21 protein-coding genes and 1 pseudogene are annotated in these 23,397 nt (G+C 72.8%); 8 read left to right on the top strand and 14 right to left on the bottom strand.

The features are described 5' to 3' along the window. Positions 1–131 precede the first annotated feature (131 nt). Positions 132–851 (top strand): FadR/GntR family transcriptional regulator, encoded by a 720-nt coding sequence (locus tag ACLJOU_RS28890; RefSeq protein ID WP_410571607.1) that lies wholly within the window; start codon positions 132–134, stop codon positions 849–851. A gap of 28 nt (positions 852–879) precedes the next feature. Here ACLJOU_RS28890 and ACLJOU_RS28885 read toward each other — a convergent pair whose 3' ends face one another. Genes ACLJOU_RS28885 through ACLJOU_RS28860 form a run of 6 tightly spaced genes read right to left on the bottom strand, consistent with a single transcriptional unit; the run spans position 880 to position 7,377 of the window. Beyond that, on the bottom strand, positions 880–1,893 hold the full coding sequence (locus ACLJOU_RS28885; protein ID WP_410571605.1) for an ABC transporter permease: 1,014 nt from the start codon (positions 1,891–1,893) through the stop codon (positions 880–882). Continuing rightward, complete coding sequence (locus ACLJOU_RS28880; protein WP_410571603.1) at positions 1,890–3,413, bottom strand: sugar ABC transporter ATP-binding protein; 1,524 nt, start codon at positions 3,411–3,413, stop codon at positions 1,890–1,892. Before ACLJOU_RS28880 ends, ACLJOU_RS28885 begins: the two co-directional genes overlap by 4 nt. Next, positions 3,410–4,441 carry a sugar ABC transporter substrate-binding protein gene (locus tag ACLJOU_RS28875; RefSeq protein WP_410572019.1) on the bottom strand — a complete coding sequence of 344 codons (1,032 nt, stop codon included), beginning with the start codon at positions 4,439–4,441 and terminating at the stop codon, positions 3,410–3,412. Before ACLJOU_RS28875 ends, ACLJOU_RS28880 begins: the two co-directional genes overlap by 4 nt. Before the next feature lie 38 nt (positions 4,442–4,479). Further along, positions 4,480–5,226, bottom strand: a complete 747-nt coding sequence (locus ACLJOU_RS28870) for an SDR family NAD(P)-dependent oxidoreductase (protein WP_410571601.1) — start codon at positions 5,224–5,226, stop codon at positions 4,480–4,482. Further along, positions 5,219–6,523, bottom strand: a complete 1,305-nt coding sequence (locus ACLJOU_RS28865) for an enolase C-terminal domain-like protein (protein ID WP_410571600.1) — start codon at positions 6,521–6,523, stop codon at positions 5,219–5,221. Before ACLJOU_RS28865 ends, ACLJOU_RS28870 begins: the two co-directional genes overlap by 8 nt. A gap of 2 nt (positions 6,524–6,525) precedes the next feature. Continuing rightward, positions 6,526–7,377: a fumarylacetoacetate hydrolase family protein gene (locus ACLJOU_RS28860; RefSeq protein ID WP_410571598.1), complete on the bottom strand. Its 852-nt coding sequence runs from the start codon at positions 7,375–7,377 to the stop codon at positions 6,526–6,528. A gap of 204 nt (positions 7,378–7,581) precedes the next feature. On the opposite strand from ACLJOU_RS28860, the gene ACLJOU_RS28855 reads away from it, so the two are divergent. Then, complete coding sequence (locus ACLJOU_RS28855) at positions 7,582–8,790, top strand: multidrug effflux MFS transporter (protein WP_410571597.1); 1,209 nt, start codon at positions 7,582–7,584, stop codon at positions 8,788–8,790. Here the strand turns inward: ACLJOU_RS28855 and ACLJOU_RS28850 are convergent. After that, on the bottom strand, positions 8,780–9,034 hold the full coding sequence (locus ACLJOU_RS28850) for a hypothetical protein (protein ID WP_410571596.1): 255 nt from the start codon (positions 9,032–9,034) through the stop codon (positions 8,780–8,782). The genes ACLJOU_RS28855 and ACLJOU_RS28850 overlap by 11 nt on opposite strands. A 54-nt stretch (positions 9,035–9,088) precedes the next feature. Between ACLJOU_RS28850 and ACLJOU_RS28845 the strand changes: the two genes are divergently transcribed. Further along, positions 9,089–9,832 (top strand): MerR family transcriptional regulator, encoded by a 744-nt coding sequence (locus ACLJOU_RS28845; protein ID WP_410571594.1) that lies wholly within the window; start codon positions 9,089–9,091, stop codon positions 9,830–9,832. On the opposite strand, the gene ACLJOU_RS28840 is transcribed toward ACLJOU_RS28845, so the two are convergent. After that, positions 9,801–11,024, bottom strand: a complete 1,224-nt coding sequence (locus ACLJOU_RS28840) for an NAD(P)/FAD-dependent oxidoreductase (protein ID WP_410571593.1) — start codon at positions 11,022–11,024, stop codon at positions 9,801–9,803. The genes ACLJOU_RS28845 and ACLJOU_RS28840 overlap by 32 nt on opposite strands. A gap of 204 nt (positions 11,025–11,228) precedes the next feature. On the opposite strand from ACLJOU_RS28840, the gene ACLJOU_RS28835 reads away from it, so the two are divergent. From ACLJOU_RS28835 to ACLJOU_RS28825, 3 genes are all read left to right on the top strand, one after another. After that, positions 11,229–11,438: a hypothetical protein gene (locus ACLJOU_RS28835; protein WP_410571591.1), complete on the top strand. Its 210-nt coding sequence runs from the start codon at positions 11,229–11,231 to the stop codon at positions 11,436–11,438. A 57-nt stretch (positions 11,439–11,495) separates the two neighbouring features. Then, positions 11,496–13,484, top strand: a complete 1,989-nt coding sequence (locus tag ACLJOU_RS28830; RefSeq protein WP_410571589.1) for an SDR family oxidoreductase — start codon at positions 11,496–11,498, stop codon at positions 13,482–13,484. A gap of 293 nt (positions 13,485–13,777) precedes the next feature. Then, positions 13,778–15,568, top strand: coding sequence for a hypothetical protein (locus ACLJOU_RS28825; RefSeq protein ID WP_410571587.1), 1,791 nt, complete (start codon positions 13,778–13,780; stop codon positions 15,566–15,568). Positions 15,569–15,570: 2 nt separating this feature from the next. On the opposite strand, the gene ACLJOU_RS28820 is transcribed toward ACLJOU_RS28825, so the two are convergent. Both ACLJOU_RS28820 and ACLJOU_RS28815 read right to left on the bottom strand, forming a co-directional pair. Next, positions 15,571–16,704, bottom strand: coding sequence for an FAD-dependent oxidoreductase (locus tag ACLJOU_RS28820; protein WP_410571586.1), 1,134 nt, complete (start codon positions 16,702–16,704; stop codon positions 15,571–15,573). A gap of 102 nt (positions 16,705–16,806) precedes the next feature. Next, positions 16,807–18,129 (bottom strand): PLP-dependent aminotransferase family protein, encoded by a 1,323-nt coding sequence (locus tag ACLJOU_RS28815; protein WP_410571584.1) that lies wholly within the window; start codon positions 18,127–18,129, stop codon positions 16,807–16,809. Between the two features lie 71 nt (positions 18,130–18,200). Here ACLJOU_RS28815 and ACLJOU_RS28810 point away from each other — a divergent pair, with 71 nt between their 5' ends. After that, a complete protein-coding gene (locus ACLJOU_RS28810; protein WP_410571582.1) occupies positions 18,201–18,857 on the top strand; it encodes an O-methyltransferase in 657 nt (218 codons plus the stop codon). 1 nt (position 18,858) lies between these two features. On the opposite strand, the gene ACLJOU_RS28805 is transcribed toward ACLJOU_RS28810, so the two are convergent. Both ACLJOU_RS28805 and ACLJOU_RS28800 read right to left on the bottom strand, forming a co-directional pair. After that, complete coding sequence (locus tag ACLJOU_RS28805; RefSeq protein WP_410571581.1) at positions 18,859–20,688, bottom strand: transglycosylase domain-containing protein; 1,830 nt, start codon at positions 20,686–20,688, stop codon at positions 18,859–18,861. A gap of 66 nt (positions 20,689–20,754) precedes the next feature. Then, positions 20,755–21,474 (bottom strand): FadR/GntR family transcriptional regulator, encoded by a 720-nt coding sequence (locus ACLJOU_RS28800; RefSeq protein ID WP_410571579.1) that lies wholly within the window; start codon positions 21,472–21,474, stop codon positions 20,755–20,757. A 111-nt stretch (positions 21,475–21,585) separates the two neighbouring features. Between ACLJOU_RS28800 and ACLJOU_RS28795 the strand changes: the two genes are divergently transcribed. Further along, on the top strand, positions 21,586–21,816 hold the full coding sequence (locus tag ACLJOU_RS28795) for a hypothetical protein (RefSeq protein ID WP_410571576.1): 231 nt from the start codon (positions 21,586–21,588) through the stop codon (positions 21,814–21,816). Between the two features lie 67 nt (positions 21,817–21,883). Here ACLJOU_RS28795 and ACLJOU_RS28790 read toward each other — a convergent pair whose 3' ends face one another. Next, complete coding sequence (locus ACLJOU_RS28790; protein ID WP_410571575.1) at positions 21,884–23,251, bottom strand: L-serine ammonia-lyase; 1,368 nt, start codon at positions 23,249–23,251, stop codon at positions 21,884–21,886. A gap of 15 nt (positions 23,252–23,266) precedes the next feature. After that, positions 23,267–23,397, bottom strand: a pseudogene (locus ACLJOU_RS28785) (lipoyl synthase); the annotation flags it as partial.

The following is a 23,397-nucleotide window of genomic DNA, read 5'->3' as shown; positions in this document are numbered from 1 at the left end:
CGGGGCCGGGCGGGCGGGGACCACCCTTTGCGGTGGGCGCTGGTGGGTCATCACCACTCCTTCACCGGGACGTGGCACGCTGGGGAGCACCACCGAAACATCCGAGGTTTGTTGCAGGGAGGGCGGACGCGATGCCCGTCACCGATGTCGCGATCGACAAGATCAAGGACATGATCATCTCCGGCGAGCTGGCGCCGGGTGACCGGCTGCCGAAGGAGGCCGAGCTGGCCCAGCGGCTCGGGCTTTCGCGCAGTTCCCTGCGGGAAGCCGTGAAGGCCCTGTGCCTGATCCGGGTGCTCGACGTCCGCCAGGGCGACGGCACCTACGTCACCAGCCTCGAGCCCAACCTGCTGCTCGACGCCATGACGTTCGTGGTCGACTTCCACCGCGACGACACCGTCCTCGACTTCCTGGCCGTCCGCCGGATCCTGGAACCGGCCGCGACCGCGCTGGCCGCGCTGCACATGAGCGACGACGACATCACCGACCTCGGCCGGCTGCTCGGCGAGCTGGAGGACTCGCCGACCGTCGAGTCGCTGGTCGCCAACGACCTGCAGTTCCACCGCAAGATCGCCGACGGCTCCGGCAACCCCGTGCTCTGCTCGCTGCTCGACAGCCTCTCCGGGCCGACGGCCCGCGCCCGGATCTGGCGCGGGCTCACCCAGGAGGGCGCGGTCGCGAAGACCCGGGAGCAGCACACGGCGATCTACGAGGCCATCGCGGCGCGCGAGCCGGAACTCGCGCGCTCGTGGGCGACCGTGCACGTCGCCGGGGTCGAGCAGTGGCTGCGCAACGCCCTGGGCACCGCGGACGACCCGACGGTGCCCGAGCCGGCCGCGGAAGCCTCCTGACAGTGATCCGATGATCACCGGCTGACCATCACGTCTGGGGCTTTCCACCCGCGTACCGGGCGATGATCAGCGCGATCAGGATGATGGCGCCGTAGATCGCGCCCTGCCACTCCGCCGTGACGTGCGCGTAGTTGAGCAGGCTGGACACCGACGACAGCAGCAGGACGCCGGTGAGGGCGCCGACCAGGGTGCCCTTGCCGCCGTCGAGCGAGACACCGCCGATCACCGCCGCCGCGAACACCTGCAGGATCATGCCGGATCCCTGGTTCGCGCCCAAGGCCCCGACGTACCCGGTGTAGGCCAGACCGCCGATCGCCGCGAGGACCCCGGCGACGACGAACACCGCCCACGCGATCCGGTCGACGCGCACGCCGGCCGCCCGCGCGGCCTGGCGGTTGCCGCCGATCGCGTACAGCGCGCGACCGACGCGGTGGTAGCGCAGCACCCAGCCCGCCACGGCGAACAGCAGTGCGGCCAGCCACACCGACATCGGCAGCCCGGCGAACGTCGTCGTCGCCAGGTTCGTGAACGAGTCGGGCAGGTTGAACAGCGTCTTGCCCTTCGTCGAACCGACCTGCACCCCGCGCAGCACGGTGAGCATCGCCAGCGTCACGATGAAGGCGTTCAGCTTCAGCTTCACGATCAGGAAGCCGTTGACGAACCCGACCAGCGCCCCGCACAGCGGGATCACCAGCAGCCCGATCGCGGCCGGCAGCTCGACGCCGAAGCCCGCGGACGCCGCCGGGATCACGACCATCGCCCCGAGCGCCGGGGCCAGGCCCATCGTCGATTCCAGCGACAGGTCGAACTTGCCGGTGATCAGCACCAGCGACTCGCCGAGCACGACCAGCGAGAGCGCCGCCGACGCGGTCAGGATGCTGACGATGTTGCTCCAGCCGACGAACGTGTCGTCGACCAGGCCGCCGATGACGAACACGACGACCAGGGCGGGCAACAGCGCGAGTTCACGCAGCCAGACGGCCTTGCGCCGCCGGGGAGGCGCGGGCAGCTGCGCCGTGGGGGAGGTCATCACGTCGGTCACGAAAGCTCGACTCCTTCGATGTCGGCCACGAGGTCGCCGTCGGACCACCCGGCCTGGTGTTCGGCGACGACGGCCCCGGCGCGCAGCACCAGGACCCGGTCGCTCAGGCGCAGGTCGTCGAGCTCGTCGCTGACGATCAGCACCGCCTTGCCCTCGGCGCGCACCCGGTCGACGACCGCGAGCAGCGCCTCCTTCGACTTCACGTCCACCCCGGCGGTCGGGTTGATCAGCACGACCACCCGCGGGTCACCGATCAGGGCCCGCGCCAGCACGACTTTCTGCTGGTTGCCGCCGGACAGGTCCGACACGGGCTGCTCGGCGCTCGCGGCCACGACGTCGTAGTCCCGCAGAGCTTGCAACGCCCGCGCGAACCGGGTGCGCGGCGACGCGATCCCGCCGCGTCCCAGTCTGTCCAAAATAGACAATGTGGCGTTGTCGGCGATCGAGTGCTCCAGGACGAGACCTTCGTGGTGCCGGTCGCGCGGCACGCACCCGATGCCCGCCCGGATCGCCGCCGGGATGTCGCCCGGCCGCAGCGGCGAGCCGTCGACCCGGATCGTGCCCGCCGACGGCGTCCGCAGGCCGTAGACCGTCTCGGCGACCTGGTGCTTGCCGCTGGCGTTGCTGCCCGCGAGGCCGACGACCTCGCCGCGGCGGAGCCGGAGGGAGACGTCCCGGAAGCCGTCGCCGGACAATCCCGCCACCGAAAGGATCTCGGTGGCGTCCGCGTCGAGGGCCTCGCGGGAGGCGGCGTCGCGGACCGAAAGGCCGCCCGGCTCGCCGGTCATCGCGTCGACCAGTTCCGCGCGGCCCACCTCGGCGACCGGCGCGGTGAGGACGTGCTTCGCGTCGCGCAGCACGGTCACCGCCTGGCAGACCTCGTACACCTCGTGCAGGTGGTGGGAGATGAACAGGAACGTCACCCCGCCCGCCTGCATCTGGCGCATCCGGTCGAAGAGCCGCTCGATGGCCTGGCTGTCCAGCTGCGCGGTCGGCTCGTCGAGCACGATGAACCGGGCGCCGTAGGACAGCGCGCGGGCGATCTCGACGAACTGCCGGTCCTCGACCGACAGGTCACCGGCCGCGGTGTCGACGTCGACGTGCACGTCCCACGAGTCGAGCAGGTCACGCGCCTTGCGGCGCAACGACTTCCAGCCGATTGCGAACCCGCCACCCGCCTGCCGGTTCAGGAACAGGTTCTCGGCCACGGTGAGCTGCGGGACGACCATCGCGTGCTGGTACACGCAGGCGACGCGCGCCTTCCAGTCGTCCTGCCGGGACGGGGGCGGGGCCGGCTCGCCCCCGAACTCGACGTGCCCGGTGTCCGTGGCGGAGAGACCGGTGAGGATGGAGACGAGTGTCGACTTGCCGGCCCCGTTGCGCCCGACGAGCGCGTGCGACTCGCCGGGGTGCACGGTGAGGCTGACGTCGTGCAGCGCCACGGTCGGGCCGTAGCGCTTTCCGACGCCGTGCGCGCTGACCACCGGAACGGCGGATTCGCCGGCGGGCAGCGCGGTCACAGGTTGTTCCCCCAGAGGGCCTTGTCGTCCACGTTGGCCTTCGTGATGACGGGGGCGGGCAGCTGGTCCTCGAGGATGCCGGGGCTGATCTCGACGATCGTGCTGCCGTGGTCGGTCGGCCCGGCCTTGAACGTCTCGCCCGCCATGGCCTTCTTCAGCCAGTACAGGCCGTACTTCGCGTACGCGTCGGCCGGCTGGGACACGGTGGCGTCCAGCTCGCCGGCGCGGATCGCGGCCAGCTCCTGCGGGATGCCGTCGTTGGACACGAGCACGATGTGCTTCGGGTCCCCGACCGGGAAGAACAGGTTCTTGCGCTTGAGGGCCTGCTCGGTCGGGGCCAGGTAGACGCCGCCGGCCTGCATGTAGACGCCCTTGATGTCCGGGTTCGCGGTGAGCATGCTGTCCAGGCCGGAGGACGCCTTGTCGGCCTTCCACTCCGCCGGGATCTCCAGCACCTGGATGCCCGGGTACTTCGCCTTCATGCAGTCGCGGAAGGCCTCCGAGCGGTCGCGGCCGTTGACCGAGGCCAGATCGCCCATGATCTGCACGACCTTGCCGGACTTGACCTTCTCGCCGATCGCGTCGCAGGCCTTGGTGCCGTAGGCCTTGTTGTCGGCCCGCACCACCATGGCGACCTTGCCGCTCTCGGGGGCGACGTCGACCGCGACGACCGGCACGCCCTTGTTCTCGGCCTGCTTGAGCCCGGCGACGACGGCCGCCGAGTCCAGCGGCGTCACGACCAGGCCCTTGACGCCCTGGTTGAGGAAGGTGCCGATGTCGGTGATCAGCTTCGCGGGGTCGCTGTCGGCGTTGACCGTCGGGAGGACGTCGACCCCCTCCTCCTGGGCCATCTTCGGCACGTAGTTGTTGTAGGCCTGCCAGAACGGCGAGGTCAGCAGGGGCAGCGTGGCGCCGACCTTGCCGCCGGCACCACCGCCGGCCGCGGGCGCCGCGGCGTTGTCCTTCGTGGACCCGCACGCGGCCAGCACCAGGCCGCAGACGGCGGCCGTGGCGGCCACCTGGATCACCCTATTGCGCACCGCATCCTCCTTGATGACAGCGGAAATCAGTCGTGGTGAACGGGTCCGCGCGGGCGGAGACCGTACATGCCGCCGTCGACCGCCAGCGCGGTGCCGGTGGTCGAGGCGGAAAGCGGGCCGGCGAGGTAGCCGATGGCGTTCGCGACCTCGTCGGCGGTGACCAGCCGGCCCATCGGCTGGCGGGCCGCGAGGGCCGCGCGTTCGGCCGCCGGGTCGTCGGCGGCGTCGAGGAGCCGGCCCACCCACGGCGTGTCCGCCGTGCCCGGGCACACGCAGTTGACGCGGATGCGGTCGGGCAGGTGGTCGGTCGCCATGGCCAGGGTCAGCGAGAGCACCGCGCCCTTGCTGGCCGAGTAGAGCGCGCGGTCGGGCAGGCCGGCCCAGGCCGCGATGGAGCAGGTGTTGACGATCGCCGCGGACGGCGAGTTCTTCAGGTGCGGCAGCGCGGCGCGGGCGACCCGGACCATGCCGACGACGTTGACGTCGAACACGCGGTGCCACTCGTCGTCGTCGTTGGCCGTGACGTCGCCCTGCGCGCCGATCCCGGCGTTGTTGACGAGGATGTCGAGGCGTCCGAAGCGCTCTACGACGGCATCGATCGCTTCGCGGACTTCCCGATCGGAAGAGACGTCGCAGCGGAAGCCGCCGTCGCCCGGTTTCAGGTCCAGCACGGCGACTTGCGCGCCGCGCCCGGCCAGCAGCGTGGCGACGGCTTTGCCGATGCCCGAGGCGCCTCCGGTGACGGCGGCCACCAGGCCCTCGAATTCACTCACGTGCGGTCTCCGTCCACTCGGGACCGTCCGGGAACCGGAACCGGCGCAGCGTGGCGTCGTGCATGCGCGCGGAGAACCCGGGTGCGGTCGGGGCGAGGTACCGGCCGCGCTCGACGACGGCCGGGTCGGTGAAGTGCTCGTGCAGGTGGTCGACCCACTCGATCGAGCGGTCCGCGTCGGTGCCGGACACCGCCACGAAGTCGAACATCGACAGGTGCCGGACGAGCTCGCAGAGCCCGACGCCACCGGCGTGCGGGCACACCGGGACGCCGAACTTGGCCGCCAGCAGCAGGATCGCCAGGTTTTCGTTGAAGCCGCCGACGCGGGCGGCGTCCAGCTGCAGGACCGAGATCGCGTCCGCCTGCAGCAGCTGCTTGAAGACCACGCGGTTCTGGACGTGCTCGCCGGTGGCGACCCGGATCGGCGCAAGCGCTTTCGCGATGGCCGCGTGGCCCAGGACGTCGTCCGGGGACGTGGGTTCCTCGATCCAGTACGGGTCGTACGGCGCCAGCGCGGTCATCCAGGTGACCGCGGCCGAGACGTCCCAGCGCTGGTTGGCGTCGACGGCGATCCGGACGCCGGTGCCGACCGTCTCGCGGGCGAGTTTCATCCGCCGGACGTCGTCCTCGAGGTTGCCGCCGACCTTGAGCTTGATCATCCCGAAGCCGTCGGCGACGGCCTGCTCGGCCAGCCGCACGAGCTTGGCGTCCGCGTACCCCAGCCAGCCGGGTGAGGTGCTGTAGGCGCGGTAGCCGTTCGCCTGGAGCTGCTTCTCGCGCTCGGCCCGGCCGGGCTCGGCGGTGCGCAGGATCTCCAGGGCCTCGGCCTCGGTGAGCGCGTCGGTGAGGTACCGGAAGTCCACGAGCGACACGAGTTCTTCGGGCGTCATCCGCGCGGCGAACTGCCAGACCGGCAGGCCGGCGCGGCGCGCGGCGAGGTCCCACGCGGCGTTGACCACCGCCCCGACGGCCATGTGCGCGACCCCCTTTTCCGGGCCCAGCCAGCGGAACTGCGAGTCGCCGACGAGCGTGCGCGAAAGGTCGCCCAGCGCGGCCGCGTCCTCGGGGACGTCCCGGCCGACGACGTGCGGGGCGAGCGCGCGGATCGCGGCGGCCTGGACGTCGTTGCCGCGGCCGATGGTGAACGCGAGGCCGTAGCCGTCCGGGCCGCCGTCGGCGTGCAGCACGACGTACGCGGCGGAGTAGTCGGGATCGGGGTTCATCGCGTCCGAGCCGTCCAGCTCCCGCGACGTCGGGAACCGGACGTCGAGGACCTCCATGCCGATGATCTTCGCCATGGTCAGGCCCGCCGCGCGGTCTGGCGCTGGCGCCCGAGGCCGTCGATCTCGAGCTTGATCACGTCGCCGTCACGCAGGTAGGGCTTCGGGTCGGGCTGCCCGAGCGCGACGCCTTCCGGGGTGCCGGTGTTGATCAGGTCGCCGGGCCGCAGCACCATCACCTGGGACAGGTGGTGGACGATCTCGGCCACGGAGAAGATCATGTCCCTGGTCGAGGAGTCCTGCTTCTTCTCGCCGTTGACCCACAGCCGCAGGCCGAGGTCCTGCGGGTCGGCCACTTCGCTCGCCGGGACCAGCGCCGGGCCGAGCGGGTTGAAGTTCTCGCAGGACTTGCCCTTGTCCCACTGGCCGGTGCGGAACTGGAGCTCGCGCTCGGATACGTCGTTCGAGACGACGTACCCGGCGACGTGGTCCAGGGCTTCGTCGACGCTGTCGAGGTAGCGGGCGGTCTTGCCGATGACGACGCCGAGCTCGACCTCCCAGTCGGTGCTCACCGACCCGCGCGGGATGAGGACGTCGTCGGCCGGGCCGACCACGACGTCCGGCGCCTTCATGAAGACGACGGGCTCGGTCGGCGGCGTCGCGCCGGTCTCTTCGGCGTGGCGCCGGTAGTTCATGCCGATGCAGACGACCTTGCCGGGCTGGGCGATCGGCGAGCCGGCGCGCAGGCCCTCGACGTCCGCTCGCGGCAGCTCCCCGGCGGCGAGCGCGGCGGCGATGCGCGCGATCCCGTCCGCGGCGAGGAAGCCGCCGTCGATGTCGGCGGTCAGGCCGCCCAGCTCGTAGGTCGTGCCGTCGTCGGCCCGCACGAACGGACGCTCACTTCCCGGCTCCCCGAGGCGCACAAGCTGCACGGATATTCCCTTCACCCACATCGACTAGACATCCGATGTATATCGCAGTCGCGGCCGTCGATCCAGAGCCATCGCCGAAAGGAGGCAAAATTGATCGGATCAGTGTCGGTGCAGGGCCGGGTGACCACGGCGTGTCACCGGTCACAGCCGGAATAGCGCCGGCGGCCGCCCCGCTGGTCAGGGGTGAGGAGCGAAAGGACGTGCATGACCACCACGGCGGAACCTACCGCGCCGAGCCGGCGGGCGCAGCTGAAGTTCGTCCTCGTCCTGGGCGGCCTGACGGCGTTCGGACCGCTGTCGATCGACATGTACCTGCCGGCGCTCCCGCGGATGGCAGCCGACCTGCACGCGGCGGACAGCACGGTGCAGCTGACGCTCAGCGCGTTCATCGTCGGGCTCGCCCTGGGCCAGCTGGTGCTCGGGCCGCTGTCGGACGCCGTCGGCCGCCGCCGTCCGCTGCTGGTGGGGCTGGCGCTGTACGTCGTGGGCTCGGTGCTGTGCGCGGTGAGCCCGGACGCGTGGCTGCTGGTCGCGGCGCGGCTCGTGCAGTCCCTCGGGGCCGCCGCCGGGATCGTGATCGCGCGCGCCACCGTGCGGGACCTGTTCTCCGGCACCGCGATGACGAAGTTCTTCTCGACGTTGATGCTGGTCAGCGGCCTGGCCCCGATCCTGGCCCCGCTGATCGGCGGCCAGCTGCTCACCTGGACGTCGTGGCGCGGGGTGTTCGTCGTGCTGACGGCGTTCGGCGCGCTGCTGCTGGCCGTGGTGGTGTTCTTCCTGCCGGAGCCGTCCCCGGTGCGGTCCCCGCTGCGGCTCGGCCGGGTGATGCGGACCTACGGGCGGCTGGCGCTGGACCGTTCGTTCGCCGGGTACGCGCTGGCGTCAGGGCTGCTGTTCGCGTCGATGTTCGCCTACATCTCGGGCTCGTCGTTCGCGTTGCAGGGCGTGTACGGCCTCAGCCCGCAGGCCTACAGCGTGGTGTTCGGCGCGAACGGCGTCGGCATCGTGCTGGCGGGCCAGCTCAACGGCCGCCTGGTGGGCCGGGTTCGCGAGCGCGCCCTGCTCCTCGCCGGCTTGCTCCTCGGCGTGACGGGCGGCGCCTTGGTGCTGGCTTCGACGCTCTTCCGGGCGCCGCTGGCGCTGCTGCTCGTGTCGCTGTTCGTGCTCGTGTCGAGCATCGGCTTGGTGATGCCGAACGCGAGTTCGCTGGCCCTGGCGGCGCAGGCCCGCTCGGCCGGGGCCGCTTCGGCGTTGCTGGGGGTGCTGCAGTTCGTGGTGGGCGCGGCGGCGACCCCGCTGGTCGGCCTGGGCGGCCCGGGGACGGCGGTGCCGATGGCCGCGACCATGGCGGGCTTCGCGGCGCTGGCACTGGTCGCCTACCTGGCCCTGACGCGGCCCGCGGTCACCGCCTGAGCAGGCGTTCCAGCTCGTCGCCGGCCGGTTCGTGGCCGGCGTCGGCGATGCGCTGCAGCGCCAGGAGGTCTTCGGCGGCCACCGCGCGCCGGGTGAGCAGTGCTCCGGCGTGGTCGCAGCCTTCGTCCAGCAGCTCGCTCAGCTCCTCGACGTCCCCGCGGGCGTCGGCGAGGTCGGCCAGCCGGTCGAGCGCGGTTTCGTTGCCCTCGTCGGCCAGCGCGCGCAGGGTCTCGTGGTCGGTCATGCGGCCAGCATGCAACGTTGCCCCTGGGGCAAGGTCAAGTGCGAGGATGGCGGGGTGCTCACCATCGGACAGCTCGCCGGGTACGTCGGGGTGACGACCAAGACGATCCGCGTCTACCACGCGAAGGGCCTGCTCCCCGAGCCGGAGCGCGACGCGTCGGGCTACCGCCGCTACCGCGCGGCCGACGCGGCCGAGCTGATCAGGATCCGCACGCTCGCCGAGGCCGGCGTCCCGCTGGCCCGCATCCGCGAACTGCGTTCCGGCGACGGGCTCGCTCCGGCGCTGCGGCAGATCGACGAGGACCTCACCGCCCGGATCGCCGACCTGCAGGCCACTCGCGAACGCCTGCACCGGCTGGCGTCCGGCCGGTTGTCGCCCCTGCCGGACGAGGTGGCGGCGTACCTGGCCCGGCTGCCCGGCCTCGGGTTCGGCGATCGCTGGGTGGCGCTGCAGAACGACTTGTGGCTGCTGGTGTTCGCCACCCACCCCGAAACGGCACACCGCAACTTCCGCGACCAGGCGGCGATGCTGGCCGACCCGGCGCTGCTCGCGCTGGTCCTCGAGTACGACCGGGTGCACGACCTCGACCCGCACGACCCGCGCGTCGACGCACTGGCCGCGAAGCTCGTTGCGGCCACCCGAGCGCGTTACGGCGCGGAACTGCCTGCGTACGACCAGGGTTCGGCGATCCCGGCGCTGGTGCAGGGCGCGGTCAACGCGTCGTCACCCGCTTGGCGGCGGCTCGACGCGCTGATCCGCGCACACCTCACACCAGGGAAGCCAGGTCCGCGGTCTTGAGCTGCTCCGCCGTCACCTTCCGGCGTCCGTCGACCAGCGCGCCGAGTGCGTCCCCGTCGTCCCACATGTTCACGTTCATCGCCGCCGCCACTTCGCCGTCGCGCAGCCAGAACGCCGTGAACTCGCGGGCGGCCAGGTCGCCGCGGACCACCAGTTCGTCCGCGGCCGGGTCCGCCAGGCCGCGGTACTCGCAGCCCAGGTCGTACTGGTCGGTGAAGAAGTACGGCGAGGCCAGGAACGGCTCGTTCGCCCCCAGCAGGTTCTGCGCCACGTGCGTGCCCTGGTCCTTCGCGTTCGCCCAGTGCTCGACCCGGATCCGGCGGTCGTAACGCGGGTGGAAGTGGGCCGCGATGTCGCCGACCGCGTACACGTCCTCGGCCGAGGTGCGCAGGGCCGCGTCCACCGCCACGCCGCCGTTGTCCGACAGTTCCAGGCCCGCTTCCCGGGCCAGCTCGACCCGCGGGGCCGCGCCCACCGCGACCAGGACCACGTCCGCCGTAAGCTCGTCGCCGTTGCCGAGGCGGACGCCGCGGACGCCGTCCGGGCCGCCGGTGATCTCGGCGACCTGCTCGCCCAGGCGGTAGTGGACGCCGTTCGCCACGTGCAGGTCGCGGAACACCCCGCCGATCGTCTCGCCGACCACGTTCGCCAGCGGCACCGGGACCGGGTCGACGACCGTCACCTCCGCGTGGTGCGTCCGGGCCGCCGCGGCCGCTTCGGAGCCGAGCCAGCCCGCGCCGACGATCACCACACGCTCCGCCGCCGTGAACGCCGAACGGAGCTTGAGGGCGTCGTCGAGGGTGCGCAGCGTGTACAGGCCGGGCAGGTCGCCGCCGGGTACCGGCAGGCGGCGCGGTTCGGAACCGGTCGCCAGCACCAGGCGGTCGTAGCCGTGCTCGCCGCCGGTGTCGTCCACCACCAGCCGGGCGCCGAGGTCGATCCGGGTCGCCGTGACACCGGCGCCGAAGCGGATGTCCTTCTCGGCGTAGAACTTCTCTTCGTGCACCCAGTCGGGTTCGTCGGCGTTGCCCAGCAGCACGCCCTTGGACAGCGCCGGCAGCTCGTACGGGCGGCGCGGATCCGAGCCCAGCAACACGATTTCGCCGCCGTAACCGCGTTCTCGCACCGCAGCCGCCGCGGATGCCCCACCGAGGCCCGCACCGACGATGACGATCTTCCGCGGTTCCGACATCCATACCTCCCACAAGACGGCTGCCGGACGGACGCTACTCCCGGACCCGCCGCGCCACGACCGGGGGCTACGCCGAAAACCCCGGAAACGCAAGACAAAACGCGCGAGTAGGCAGATCGGGTGAACCGGCGTCATAGCTCCGCCGGGGTCCGCTCCCACCCTCGCACGGAGCACGACCACCACAGGGAAGCGAGGGCGGCGGCCATGAGTCGGGGCGAGTGGTCGATCGGCTGCCGGGATCTGGCCGGCCGGCGCAGGGACGTGACGGTGTTCGTCAGCAACGACAAGGTGGTGCTCGTCGCGCCACCGGGTGAAGCGGCGGTGCTCGGGCCGCTCGACGTCGGACGGCTGCGGGCCGCCCTGCGGGACGCCGTCGTCGCGACGGCGGACGAAGAAACTCCCGAACCACACTGACAACTACCGTTCCTACTTTCCAGTAGGTTAGAGTCGGTCCGACTGAAGGGACCGGCCATGACGACCTACTTCGTGACGGGCGCGACGGGCTTCATCGGGAAACGCCTGGTCGCCCGGCTGCTGCGGCGGCCCGGGACCTCCGCCGTGTACGCACTGGTGCGGGAGACCTCCCGCGAGCGCCTGGCCACCACGGCCCGGGAGTGGGCGGGCGCGGACAAGCTGCACGCGGTGGTCGGCGACCTCGCCGAACCCCGGCTCGGGATCGACTCCGCGGACCTTCCCCGCCTCGACCACGTCGACCACGTCGTCCACCTGGGGGCGATCTACGACCTGACGGCCGGCGAGGAAGCCAACCGGCGCGCCAACGTCGACGGCACCCGGCACCTGCTCGCCTTCGCCGCCGCGGCGCGGGCCGGGCTGGTGCACCACGTGTCGTCGATCGCCGTCGCCGGGGACCACGCCGGGCGGTTCACCGAAGCCGACTTCGACCTCGGCCAGCGCTTCGGCTCGCCGTACCACGCGACGAAGTTCCAGGCCGAGCGGCTCGTCCGCGAGCAGTCCCTGCCCTTCCGCGTCTACCGGCCCTCGGCCGTCGTCGGCGATTCGCGCACCGGCGAGATGGCCAAGGTCGACGGGCCCTACTTCTTCCTGCCGGCCATCTCGCGGCTGGCCGCGCTGCCGCGGCGCCTCCCGCTGGCCGCGCCCGACCTGGGCGCGACGAACCTGGTGCCGGTCGACTACGTCGTCGAAGCGATGGAGTACCTGATGCACCGGGACGCGCCGTCCGGCACGACGTACCACCTCGCCGCCGCGCGCCCGCAGCCGCTGAACTCCGTCTACAACGCCTTCGCGCGCGCCGCGGGCGGGCCGGTGGTGAAGGCCGTGCTGCCCGCCGGCCCGTCGCGCGCGCTGCGGCGCGCGGGCGGCCGGCTGGCGCACGCGGCCGCGGCCGGGATCGACCGCGTGCCCGGTGGCCGGGGTGCCCGCGCGGCCGTTCTCGACGAACTGGGCATCCCCCTGGCCGTGCTGCCGCACCTGGCCACGGACGTCGTCTTCGACACCGCGCGCACCACGACGGCGCTGTTCGGCAGCGGCATCGAACTGCCCGAGCTGCGGGACTACGCGGCGCCGCTCTACCGGTACTGGCAGGCGTACCTCGACCCCGACCGCGCGCGTCGCACCCACGGCCTGGCCGGGCGGACGGTGCTGGTCACCGGCGCGTCGTCCGGGATCGGCCGGGCGTCCGCGCTCGCCGTGGCGCGCAAGGGCGCGAAGGTGATCCTCGTGGCCCGCCGCGCTTCGGAACTCGAGGAGGTGCGGGCGGAGATCCTCGCGGCCGGCGGCACCGCGGCGGCGTACCCCTGCGACCTGACCGACGGCGACGCCGTCGACGCGCTGGTCAAGGACGTGCTCGGCGACCACGGCGCGGTGGACGTGCTGGTGAACAACGCCGGCCGGTCGATCCGGCGCTCGGTGGTGCTGTCCACGCAGCGGTTCCACGACTTCGAGCGCACGATGGCGATCAACTACTTCGGTCCCGTGCGGCTCATCCTCGGGTTCCTGCCGTCGATGGCGCAGCGGCGGTTCGGCCACGTCGTCAACGTGACGACCCAGGGCCTGCAGACCGACACCCCGCGCTTTTCCGCCTACCTGGCCTCGAAGGCGGCGCTGGAGGAGCTCGGGCTCACGGCCGGGCGGGAGACGCTCTCGGACGGTGTCACCTTCACGTCCGTGCGGATGCCGCTGGTGCGGACGCCGATGATCGCGCCGACCGGCTACCGCGGCATCCCCGCCAGCAGCCCGGAACGCGCGGCGGCGCTGGTGGTCAAGGCGTGCGAGGAGCGGCCGGAGATCCTCAGCCTCCCGGAAGGCCGCGCGGCCGAACTGGCGGCGCTCGCCGCGCCGCGGGTCGCCCGCTTCGCCGCGCACCTGGCCTACCGGGCGATGCCGGAGTCCGCGCCGGAAGCCCGCGGTCTGCCCGCCCGGTCCGCGCCGGCGTCGGTCGCGGCGGCGGTGACCCGCCTCATCTGGCGCCGCCGCGCCTGATTTCCGCGAATTCCGCCGAAACGGTGGCACGCACGCGACGGTACTTCTACCCTCGCGCGAGTCCCGTGCACCCGCACGGGCTTCGACTGGGGAGTACGAAATGCCGGAATTCAGTACTGGACAACGCCGCGCCGCGACGGACGAAGCGGCCGTGATCGGCACCGCGAGGCGCACCCACGGGTGACGCAGGGGGTGAGCGCCACCTCGCCGACCGTCGGGACCACCGAGGTGGCGCTCACCCCGGCCGCTACCATCGCCTGCGGGTGTGATCGGGAGCGGAAGGCGGGCACGGCGTGGACGTGGCGAGTCCGGCACAGGTCGCCACGGCACCGCCGCCCGGCAGACCGGCCCGGCCGCTGCTGCGCTGGGGCCTGCACGCCGGCTGGGTGCTGCTGCTCGCGCTGGCCACCGAATTCCGCGTCGGCCGCTTCGGTTTCCACCCCACCGACCAGGGTTTCATCCTCGCCCAGGCGTGGCGGGTGCTGCACGGCGAAGTCCCGCACGCCGACATCATCTCCGCCCGCCCGCTGGGGTCCGCGGTGCTGCACGTCGCCGACTACGCGCTGCCGATGCCGCTGTTCTTCGGCTCCAGTTTCCTGTCCATGATCGAAATCGTGGTGGCCACGATCGCGTTCGCGACGCTGGTCACCCGGCGCCGGGTGCTCGAATGGGGCCCGGGGATGACGGCGATGGTCGCGGCCGCGTCGCTGATCAACCTCAACGCCTTCCCGCTGATGGCCTGGCACACGGTCGACGGCATCGCGCTCACCGCGGGCGGCGCCTGGGCGCTCGACGCGGGCTTGGGCAACGGCCGCGCGCTCGCCCGCCGCGGTGGGCTGGTGCTGCTCGGCTGCGCGGTGCTGGTCAAGCAGAGTTTCGCGCCGGCCGCGGTGATCGGCGTGCTGTGGCTGCTGCTGCACCCGGCGACGCGGGCGGGTTCGCTGCGCACGGCGGGCTGGTGGCGGCGGCTGGTCCTCGACCTCCTCGCGCTCGGCGGCCCCGGGCTGGCGTACGTGACGTGGGTGAGCCTCGGCGGCGGCTTCACCGAAATGGTCGAGCAGCTCACCGGCGGCGTGCCCGCGTACGGCGAGCGATTGCTCGGGCTGTGGCTCGACGACCCGGAAGTGCTGACCAAGGCCCCCGTGCGGGAGCTGGGCTTCTTCGCCGCGATCGCCGTGGTGCTGCTGGCCGTCCGGCTGTCCGGCGACCGGCTCGGCGCGGCCGGGCGGGCCGCGTCCTGGGTGCTGGTGCTCGCCGGCGCCACGGCGGTGGTCTGGACCGTCGTCGACGGCCGGTTCACCGGCTCCTCGCGCTGGGCCGACGTCCTGTGGTGGATCGTCGCGGTCAGCGTGCCGGTGAACGCGGCCGTGCGGCGGAAGGTGCCCTGGGCCGGGCTGCTCGTGCTCGCCACCGGGTTCATGACCAGCCTGTCCTGGGGCAACGACACCCCGACGCTGCTCACCGGCACCCTGGCCCTGACGGCCTTGCTGCTGCTGAGCCACCTGGTCCCGCCCCGGCCGCGCCCGGCCCGGCGCTGGGTGACCGCCACGGCCGGGCTGACGGCGGTCGCGGTCTGCGGCTGGGTCGTCGTCGCCCGCCACGACCAAGCGGGCTACTTCGACGTCGGCCACGACCGGCTGACCGAGGACCTCGGCGCGGTCACCCCGGCGATGGCCGGGATCCGCACGAACCCGTCGACGTTCACCTTCGTGCGGCAGATCCGCGGCTGCCTGGACCGCTTCCCGGCGGCGCGGACGGCGATCCTGCCGGACAGCCCGTTCGCCTACCCGGCGTTCGGCCTGCGCAACCCGTTCCCCCTCGAGTGGCCGCTGCCGCTGGAGATCGTCGGCAGCGCGCCCGAGCGCATGCTCGCGACGGCCGACCGGCTGAACCGCGAAGGCGGCTACCTGGTCCTGTTCGAGACGGAGTCGTTCCGGATGCTCGCCACGGGCGGCCCGATCCCGGCGTCGGTCCCGCCCGGCACACCGGTGTTCGACTACCTCGGCCTGGAGAAGGCGATCCAGGCCCGGCTCACCGGCCGCGTCGTGACCTGCGGCAGCTTCGTGGGCAAGTACGCGCCCTGACTTCAGGACGTCTGCTCGCGGCCGTGCAGCAGGTCGAACAGCGCCTGCGGGACCTCGCCGTCCCCGAACAGGCTCTCGAGCAGCACAGCCTCGTCGACCGGGTTCGCGCTGCGCGTGAACATGGCCTCCTCGTACCGGGCGAGCGCCGCTTCGACGTCCCCGCGGTGCGCGGCGAGGGCCTGACCGAGTTCGGCGCCGTCGAGCATGGCGAGGTTGGCGCCTTCGCCGTTCGGCGCGGCGAGGTGGGCGGCGTCGCCGACGAGGGTCACGCCCGGCACGCGGTCCCAGCGCAGCCCGATCGGCAGGGCGTGGTGCAGGCGCAGGACCGGGGCGGTGTCGGCGTCGGTGATCAGCGCGGTGAGTTCCGGGGCCCAGCCGTCGAACTCCGCCGCGATCCGCGCCGCGGCCGCCGCGGGATCGGTGAAGTCGACGGCGGCGAACCAGTCGAGCGGGCGGGTGAGCACCACGTAGGCGTGCAGGGTGTCGCCGCTTTCCCGGTGCGCGTTGATCGCCTCGTCCGGCGTGGCGCCGTTGGCGGCCATCGAGCCGCCGCCGACCGCCTTCGCCGTGGCCGGGTGCCGGGTGTCGGCGTCGAAGAGGTAGGTCTCGACGAACGCCGTGCCCTCGTACTCCGGCACGGCGTCGGTGAGCAGCGGCCGGATCTTCGACCAGGCCCCGTCGGCGCCCACCAGGACGTCCGCGACGACGGTGTGCCCGCCGGCGAAGGTGACCTCGTGGCGCCCGTCGGGCAGCGTGCGGGCCGCGGTCGCCTTGTGTCCCCAGTGGACGGTGCCGGCCGGGAGCGCGTCGAGCAGCATCCGCCGCAGGTCGGCGCGCAGCACCTCCGGGCGGCCCCCGGTGCCGTCGTCGGTCTTCTCGAACAGCAGGGTGCCGCGGCGGTCGAGGATCCGCATCGCCTGCCGGCCTTCGAGGACCAGGCCGCGGAACTCCTCCGTCAGCCCGGTCGCCTCGACGGCGAGCTGCCCGTTGTAGTCGTGGATGTCGAGCATCCCGCCCTGCGCCCGTGCTTCCGGGGAGGCTTCGGCTTCGTGGAGCGCGGCCGGGATGCCGTGGACGTGCAGGACGCGGGCGAGGGTCAGGCCGCCGAGGCCGGCACCGATGATCGTGACGGGCATGCGTGCTCCTTCGGTTCGTTGCGACCCCCGAAGGGTGGCGGCGCTCGCTGGCGAACGGCGCACACGCCGCTGGTACGCCCTGGCACGGGCCGGCACCCGCGGTCAGTCGGTCACCAGGTCGTCCGGGCTGCCGCCGGCCAGCCCCGCCAGGACGTCGAGCGCCGCGGCGAGCGTCGCCACCGGCGGAGCCGACACCGCGAGCCGGACCGCGTTCGGGGCGTGGCCCGGGAGCACCGCGAACGCCGCCGCCGGGGACAGCGCGATCCCGTGGCGGGCCGCCGCCGCGACGAACGTCTCCGCGCGCCACTGTTCCGGCAGTTCCCACCAGCGGTGGTACGACGCCGGATCGCCGCGCAGGCCCGGCAGTTTCTCCGCCACCACCGACGCGCGGGCGGCCGCGTCACGGCGTTTCGCCGCTTCGATCTCGGCCAGGGTGCCCGTCACGATCCACTGCGTCGCCGCTTCGACGGCGAAGCGCGACGCGGCCCAGGCCCCCGAACGCACCGACGACGCCAGCCGCGCGGTCCAGGACGGCGGCGAGACGAGAAAGCCCGCCGTCAACCCGGGCGCGACGCGCTTGGACAGGCTGTCGACGAACACCGTGCGCTCCGGCGCGTACGCGGCGAACGGACGGACGTCGTCGCGCAGGAACGTGTAGATGCCGTCCTCGATCACCGGCAGGTCGAGGCGGGCCACGACTTCGGCGAGCTCGGCCCGGCGCCGCGGCGGCATCGTCGTGCCGAGCGGGTTGTGCAGCGTCGGCTGGACGTAGAGCGCGCGCACCGGGCCGGCCGCGGCGAGCGCCGCCGGCACCAGCCCGGACTCGTCGGTTTCGATCGGCACGAGGTCGACGCCGAGCCTCCCCGCCAGGCCCTTCACCACCGGGTACGTCAGGGACTCCACCGCGAGCCGCTCCCCCACCGGCACGAACGCGGCGATCGAGGCCGCGAGGGCCTGCCTGCCGGTGCCGGTGAACAGCACCGTCGCCGGGTCGGGCCGCCAGTCGCCGCGGGCGAGCAGCCCGGCCGCCGCTTCGCGGGCCACCGGGGTCCCCGCGGCGCCGATCGGGTGCAGGGCCGCGGTCAGGACGTCGGCGCGCAGCAGCGGTTCCAGCGCGCGGGCCAGCCGCGCGGATTCCTCCGGCAGGACGGCGAAGTTGAGCTCGAGGTCGACGCGGGCGCCGCCGGGCTCGGCGAGCGCGGGTTCGGGCGGCGGCTTCGCCGCGCGGACGAAGGTGCCGCGGCCGACCTCGCCGACGGCCAGGCCGCGCCGGACGAGCTCGCCGTAGACGCGGGCCGCGGTGGAGCCGGCGATGCCGCGCTGCCGCGCGAAGCGGCGCTGGGGCGGCAGCCGGTCGCCGGGCCGGAGCCGGCCGGCCGCGATGTCGGCGGCGATGGCGTCCGCGACGACGCGGTAGTCGTCCATGCCTGCCTCCCCGCCGGAAAACGCCTCGGCGGCCATGATCCCATCCGGGCTAGATTGGCTGCGGAGGTGCCATGACCGACCAGACCTGGACCCAGATCGACGACTACCTCGCCGGCGCGCTGCTCGCCCCCGACCCGGTGCTCGACGCCGCGCTGGCCGACGCCGACGCCGCCGGGCTGCCGCCCATCGCCGTCGCGCCCAACCAGGGCAAGCTGCTCCACCTGCTGGCCCGGCTCGCCGGCGCGCGCACGATCCTGGAGATCGGCACGCTCGGCGGGTACAGCACGATCTGGCTCGCCCGCGCCCTTCCGGCCGGCGGCAAGCTGGTGACCTGCGAGTACGAGCCGAAGCACGCTGAAGTCGCGAGGGCCAACCTGGCGCGCGCGGGCTTCGGCGAAGACGTCGTCGACATCCGGGTCGGCGCGGCGCTCGACACGCTGCCGCAGCTGACCGGGCCGTTCGACTTCGTGTTCATCGACGCGGACAAGGTCAACCTGGCCAACTACGTCCGCGCCGGCCTCGAGCTCGCCCGGCCGGGCACGGCGATCGTCGTCGACAACGTCGTCCGCCAGGGCCGGGTGACCGACGCGAGCAGCGACGACCCGAACGTCCGCGGCGCGCGCGAGATGTTCGAGGTGCTCGCGGCCGAGGACCGCATCGACGCGACCGCGGTGCAGACGGTCGGCGGCAAGGGCCACGACGGGTTCGTGCTGGGCGTCGTGCGGTGAGTCAGCGCGGCCGGGCCGCCGCGGTGACCGTGCGCCAGACGTCGGCCGGGACGCCGTCGCCGGTCAGTTTCCGGCCGCTCGCGTCCTTGAGCCGCCGCTCGTCGTCGGAGCCGATCCAGACCGCCGTCACCAGCTGCGGGGTGTAGCCGACGGCCCAGGCGTCCTGGTAGTCCGGGCTGTTGCCGTGTTCGGCCTCGCCGGTGCGCAGCGCCGGTCCGCCGTCGCCGCGCAGGGCCGCGGTGACCTCGACGGCGATGCGGCGGCTCTCGTCGCCGAACGCCGGGCTCGAGGCGTCCGGGTGCGTCCAGACGACCGAGCCGCTTTCGTCGCGCACCCTGGCCACCAGGTGCGGGGTGGCGCGCCGGCCGTCGGCGGCGAAGGTCCCGTAGGCGCCCGCGACGTCCAACGGCCGCAGCGGGTACCGGCCGATCGCGATGCCCGGCCCGATGAGGAAGCCGTCCTTCTCGCGCAGGGTCGGCGTTCCGTCGACGGCGTCCGGGATGCCGGCCTGCCGCGCGGTGTCGCTCAGTGCGTCCGGGCCGAGTTTCTTCGCCAGCCCGACGAAGGCGCCTTCGGCGTGCTTCGCCAGCGCTGTGCGGAGGGTGCACCGCGGGCCGCAGCCGTCCGGGTACTGGAAGGTTTCGCCGAGGAAGTCGAGCTTCGCCGGCGTCGGGATCGGCTGGTCCGGACCGTAGCCGGCGCGCAGCGCCGCGGCGTAGGTGAACGGGTGGAACGCCGTGCCGAGCGCGTGCGGGGTGCTCGCGTAGTCGCGGACGCCCTGGTCGCCGCCCTGGTAGGCGCGCACGGCCCCGGTCTTCGGGTCGAGGGCGACGACGGCGCCGCGGAACTCCGGCGGCTCGCCGGCGAGCCGGTTCCGCAGGGCGTTCTTGGCCGCGTCCTGCAGGCCGCGGTCCAGGGTCGTCTCGACCGTCATGTTGCCCTGCTGGAGCCGGCCGAGCGGGAAGCCGTCCTGCTCCAGCTCGGCCAGGACCTGCTGCTTGACGTGGAACTGGTCGTAGGTGAGCCGGCCCGCGCGGGTTTCCGAAGGGGGCTGGATTTCGCCGCCGGGGTAGGCCATCGGTTCGTCGCCCTTGACGTATCCGCGGCTGACGAGCTTGTCGCGGACGTACTGCCAGCGCCGCGTGGCGTGCAGGTCGCCGGACGCGGCGGGGTCGTGCACCGACGGCGACTGGATCATCCCGGCGAGGAAGGCGGCTTCGCTCCAGGTGATCGAGTCGTCGAGCTTCTTGCCGAAGTAGGCGTTCATCGCCGCGGCGGGCCCGAACGTGCCGCGGCCGAAGGAGATGATGTTGACGTAGCTTTCGAAGATCTGTTCCTTGCTCTGCTCCTGGGTGATCTTCGTGGCCAGCACGAGCTCGGCGAACTTGCGCCCGAGGGTGGCGTCTTCGTCGCCGGTGGACTTCTTGATGTACTGCTGGGTGATCCCGGAGCCGCCGCCGACGCCGGTGAGGAACGCGCGGCCGATCCCGGTCGGGTCGAAGCCCTGGTTGTCCCAGAAGGTCGGGTCCTCGGTGGCGATGATGGCGTCCCGCAGCTTCGCGGGCACCCGGGCGTAGGGCACGAACGTCCGGTCGCCGTCGGCCGGAACCACCTTGAGCAGCTCGGAACCGTCCGCGTACTGCAGGACGACGGTCTTGTCGAGCCCGGCCAGGACGTCCTGCGGGCTGCGGACGTCGAGCACGAGGTAGGCCACCCAGAAGGCGATCAGCGGACCGCCGATGAGGACGCCGAGCGTCCGGCCCGCGATCCGCCGGGCGCGGCGCCACTTCGGTTTGCGGGGCTTCTCGTCTTCCTCGGTCGCCAAGGTCACGAACGGATGACGGCCGGACGGGTGAAAAGGTTCTCCGTCGACTTGTTCGAATCTCGTGAAGAAGTCTCAGGAGAGGAACGCGCGCAGCAGCGACGCGGTGCCCTCGATGTGTTCCGCCATTGCGCGGCGCGCGGCGGGCGCGTCCCCGGCCAGTATCGCGTCGACGATCGCCTCGTGCTGGGCGTTCGAGTGCTCGAGGTTGGGCGGCAGCAGGGGGATTCGGTCGAGCAGCTGGTTGACGCGGGTGCGGGCGTCGGCCATGGCCGTGGTCAGCGAACCGGACGCGGTCACCTCGGCGATGGCCAGGTGCAGCCGGGAGTCCTTGCGGCGGTAGTCGTCGAGGTCCGCCCCGGCGGCCTCGGCGAGCGTGCCGGTGAGGTGCTGCCGGTCGGCCGGGCTCAGCGACCGCGCGGCGGCCATCTCGGCGGCGCCGGTCTCGAGGACGTAGCGGAGGCTCAGCGCGTCTTCGAGCGCGACGGCGTCGACCTTGCCGTCGGGTTCGGGCGGCCCGGGCAGGGTTTCGTTCACGAACGTGCCGCCGTACCGCCCCCGGCGTGACTCCACGTAACCGGCGTCGGACAGGGCCCGGATGGCTTCGCGGAGCGTGACGCGGCTGACGCCGAGCCGGTCGGCGAGCTCGCGCTCGGACGGCAACCGTTCCCCCGCACCGACGACGCCCAGCCGGATGGCCTGCAGCAGCCGCTCGACGGTCTCCTCGAAGGCGTTGCCCGCGCGGACCGGCCGGAACAGCGCTTCGCCGGCGTTCGCCACCGAGGTCGACTCCATCCCGCGAGTTTAGGCCGCACCTTCGCCGGTGGCCGCGTCCGGTCGCTGTCGGTGACCCCGGCGTTCGCGGTGCGGAAAACCGGTGGAACCGGACGGGCACCGTGAGCGACGATGCGGGGGACGACACCGAACATCGACGCAGGGGGCGATCCGGTGCACTTCTTGATGGCCGAGGACCTGGTCCACGAGCGGGAGAACGAGCTGCGCCACGGCGTGCGCAACCGCCCGCCGGGGCGCGCGACGCCGAGCCGTCACCCGGGAACGCGGAAGCAGCAGCTGGGCTGGCGCCTGGTCGAAGTCGGCCTGAAGCTGGCCGTGGAGCCGGAGGACCGCCGGAACTGACGCCGGCGCGGAGCTTTCCGGGGGTAGCTCCGCGCCGAAGCCGGCCCTTCCGCGGGGGAAGTGCGCGTCAGCACTCGATGACGTTCACCGCCAGGCCGCCGCGGGCCGTCTCCTTGTACTTCACGCTCATGTCCGCGCCCGTCTCGCGCATCGTCTTGATCGCCTTGTCCAGGGTCACCACGTGGCTCCCGTCGCCGCGCATGGCCATGCGTGCCGCGTGGATCGCCTTCGACGCGCCCACCGCGTTGCGCTCGATGCACGGGATCTGGACCAGGCCGCCGACCGGGTCGCACGTCAGGCCCAGGTGGTGCTCCACGCCGATCTCCGCCGCGTTCTCCACCTGCGCCGGGGTGCCGCCCAGCACCTCCGTCAGGCCCGCGGCCGCCATCGCCGAGGCCGAACCGACCTCGCCCTGGCAGCCGACCTCGGCGCCCGAGATCGAGCCCGTCTGCTTCAGGATCGAGCCGATCGCGCCCGCCGTGAGCAGGAACGTCACGATGCCGTCGTCGGAGGAGTGCCGGATGAACCGCTGGTAGTAGTGCAGCACCGCGGGGATGATCCCGGCCGCGCCGTTGGTCGGGGCCGTCACCACCCGGCCGCCCGCCGCGTTCTCCTCGTTGACCGCCAGCGCGTACAGGCTCACCCAGTCCATCGCGTACAGCGGGTCGTCCGCGCCGTCCTCGGCCAGGAGCTTCTCGTGCAGTGCCTTCGCCCGGCGCGGGACCTTCAGCCCGCCCGGCAGGACCCCATCGTGGGTGCAGCCGTTGCGGACGCACTCCGCCATGACGGCCCAGATCTCCAGCAGCCCGGCCCGGACCTCGGCGCGCGACCGCCAGGCGAGCTCGTTCGCCAGCATGATCTCGCTGATCGGCAGCCCGGTCGCCGCGCAGTGCCCGAGGAGGTCCGCGCCGGTGCGGAACGGGTACGGCACCGGCGTCGAGTCCTCGACGAACACCGTGTCCGTCTCGTACGACTCGTCGCGGACGAACCCGCCGCCCACCGAGTAGTACGTGCGCTCCCGCAGCAGCTCGCCGTCGGCGCCGAACGCGCGGAAGACCATGCCGTTCGGGTGCGCGGGCAGCGACTTGCGCCGGTGCATGGTGAGGTCGGTGTCCTCGTCGAACGCGATTTTGTGCGTACCGGCCAGGAGCAGCCGGCCGGACTCGCGGATCGCCGCGATGCGACCGGGCACGGTGTCGGTGTCGATCTCTTCGGGCCGCTCACCCGACAGCCCGAGCAGCACGGCCTTGTCGCTGCCGTGGCCGAACCCGGTCGCGCCGAGGGAGCCGAACAGTTCCGCCTGGACGCGGGACACGGAGGTGAGTTCCGCGCCGAGTCCGTCCACGAAGGTCCGTGCCGCCCGCATCGGCCCGACGGTGTGGGAGCTCGACGGGCCGATGCCGATGGAAAACAGGTCGAAGACGCTGATCGCCATTGATCCGCCCCTTCCTTATCGGGCCAGCAGTGAGCTGGCCTCTTGCGAAGCCGGGCCCTGCTCGGCGAGGTGGGCCAGGTTCTCCGGCAGCACCTCGCCGCGGTGGGCCTTGGTCTGGGCGTACAGCCGCCCCGCGCGATACGACG

This window comes from Amycolatopsis sp. cmx-4-61, from assembly GCF_046548775.1.
Classification (GTDB): Bacteria; Actinomycetota; Actinomycetes; order Mycobacteriales; family Pseudonocardiaceae; genus Amycolatopsis.
Note: the sequence above shows the minus strand (reverse complement) of the source record. Positions and strands in the feature narration are given on the sequence as shown.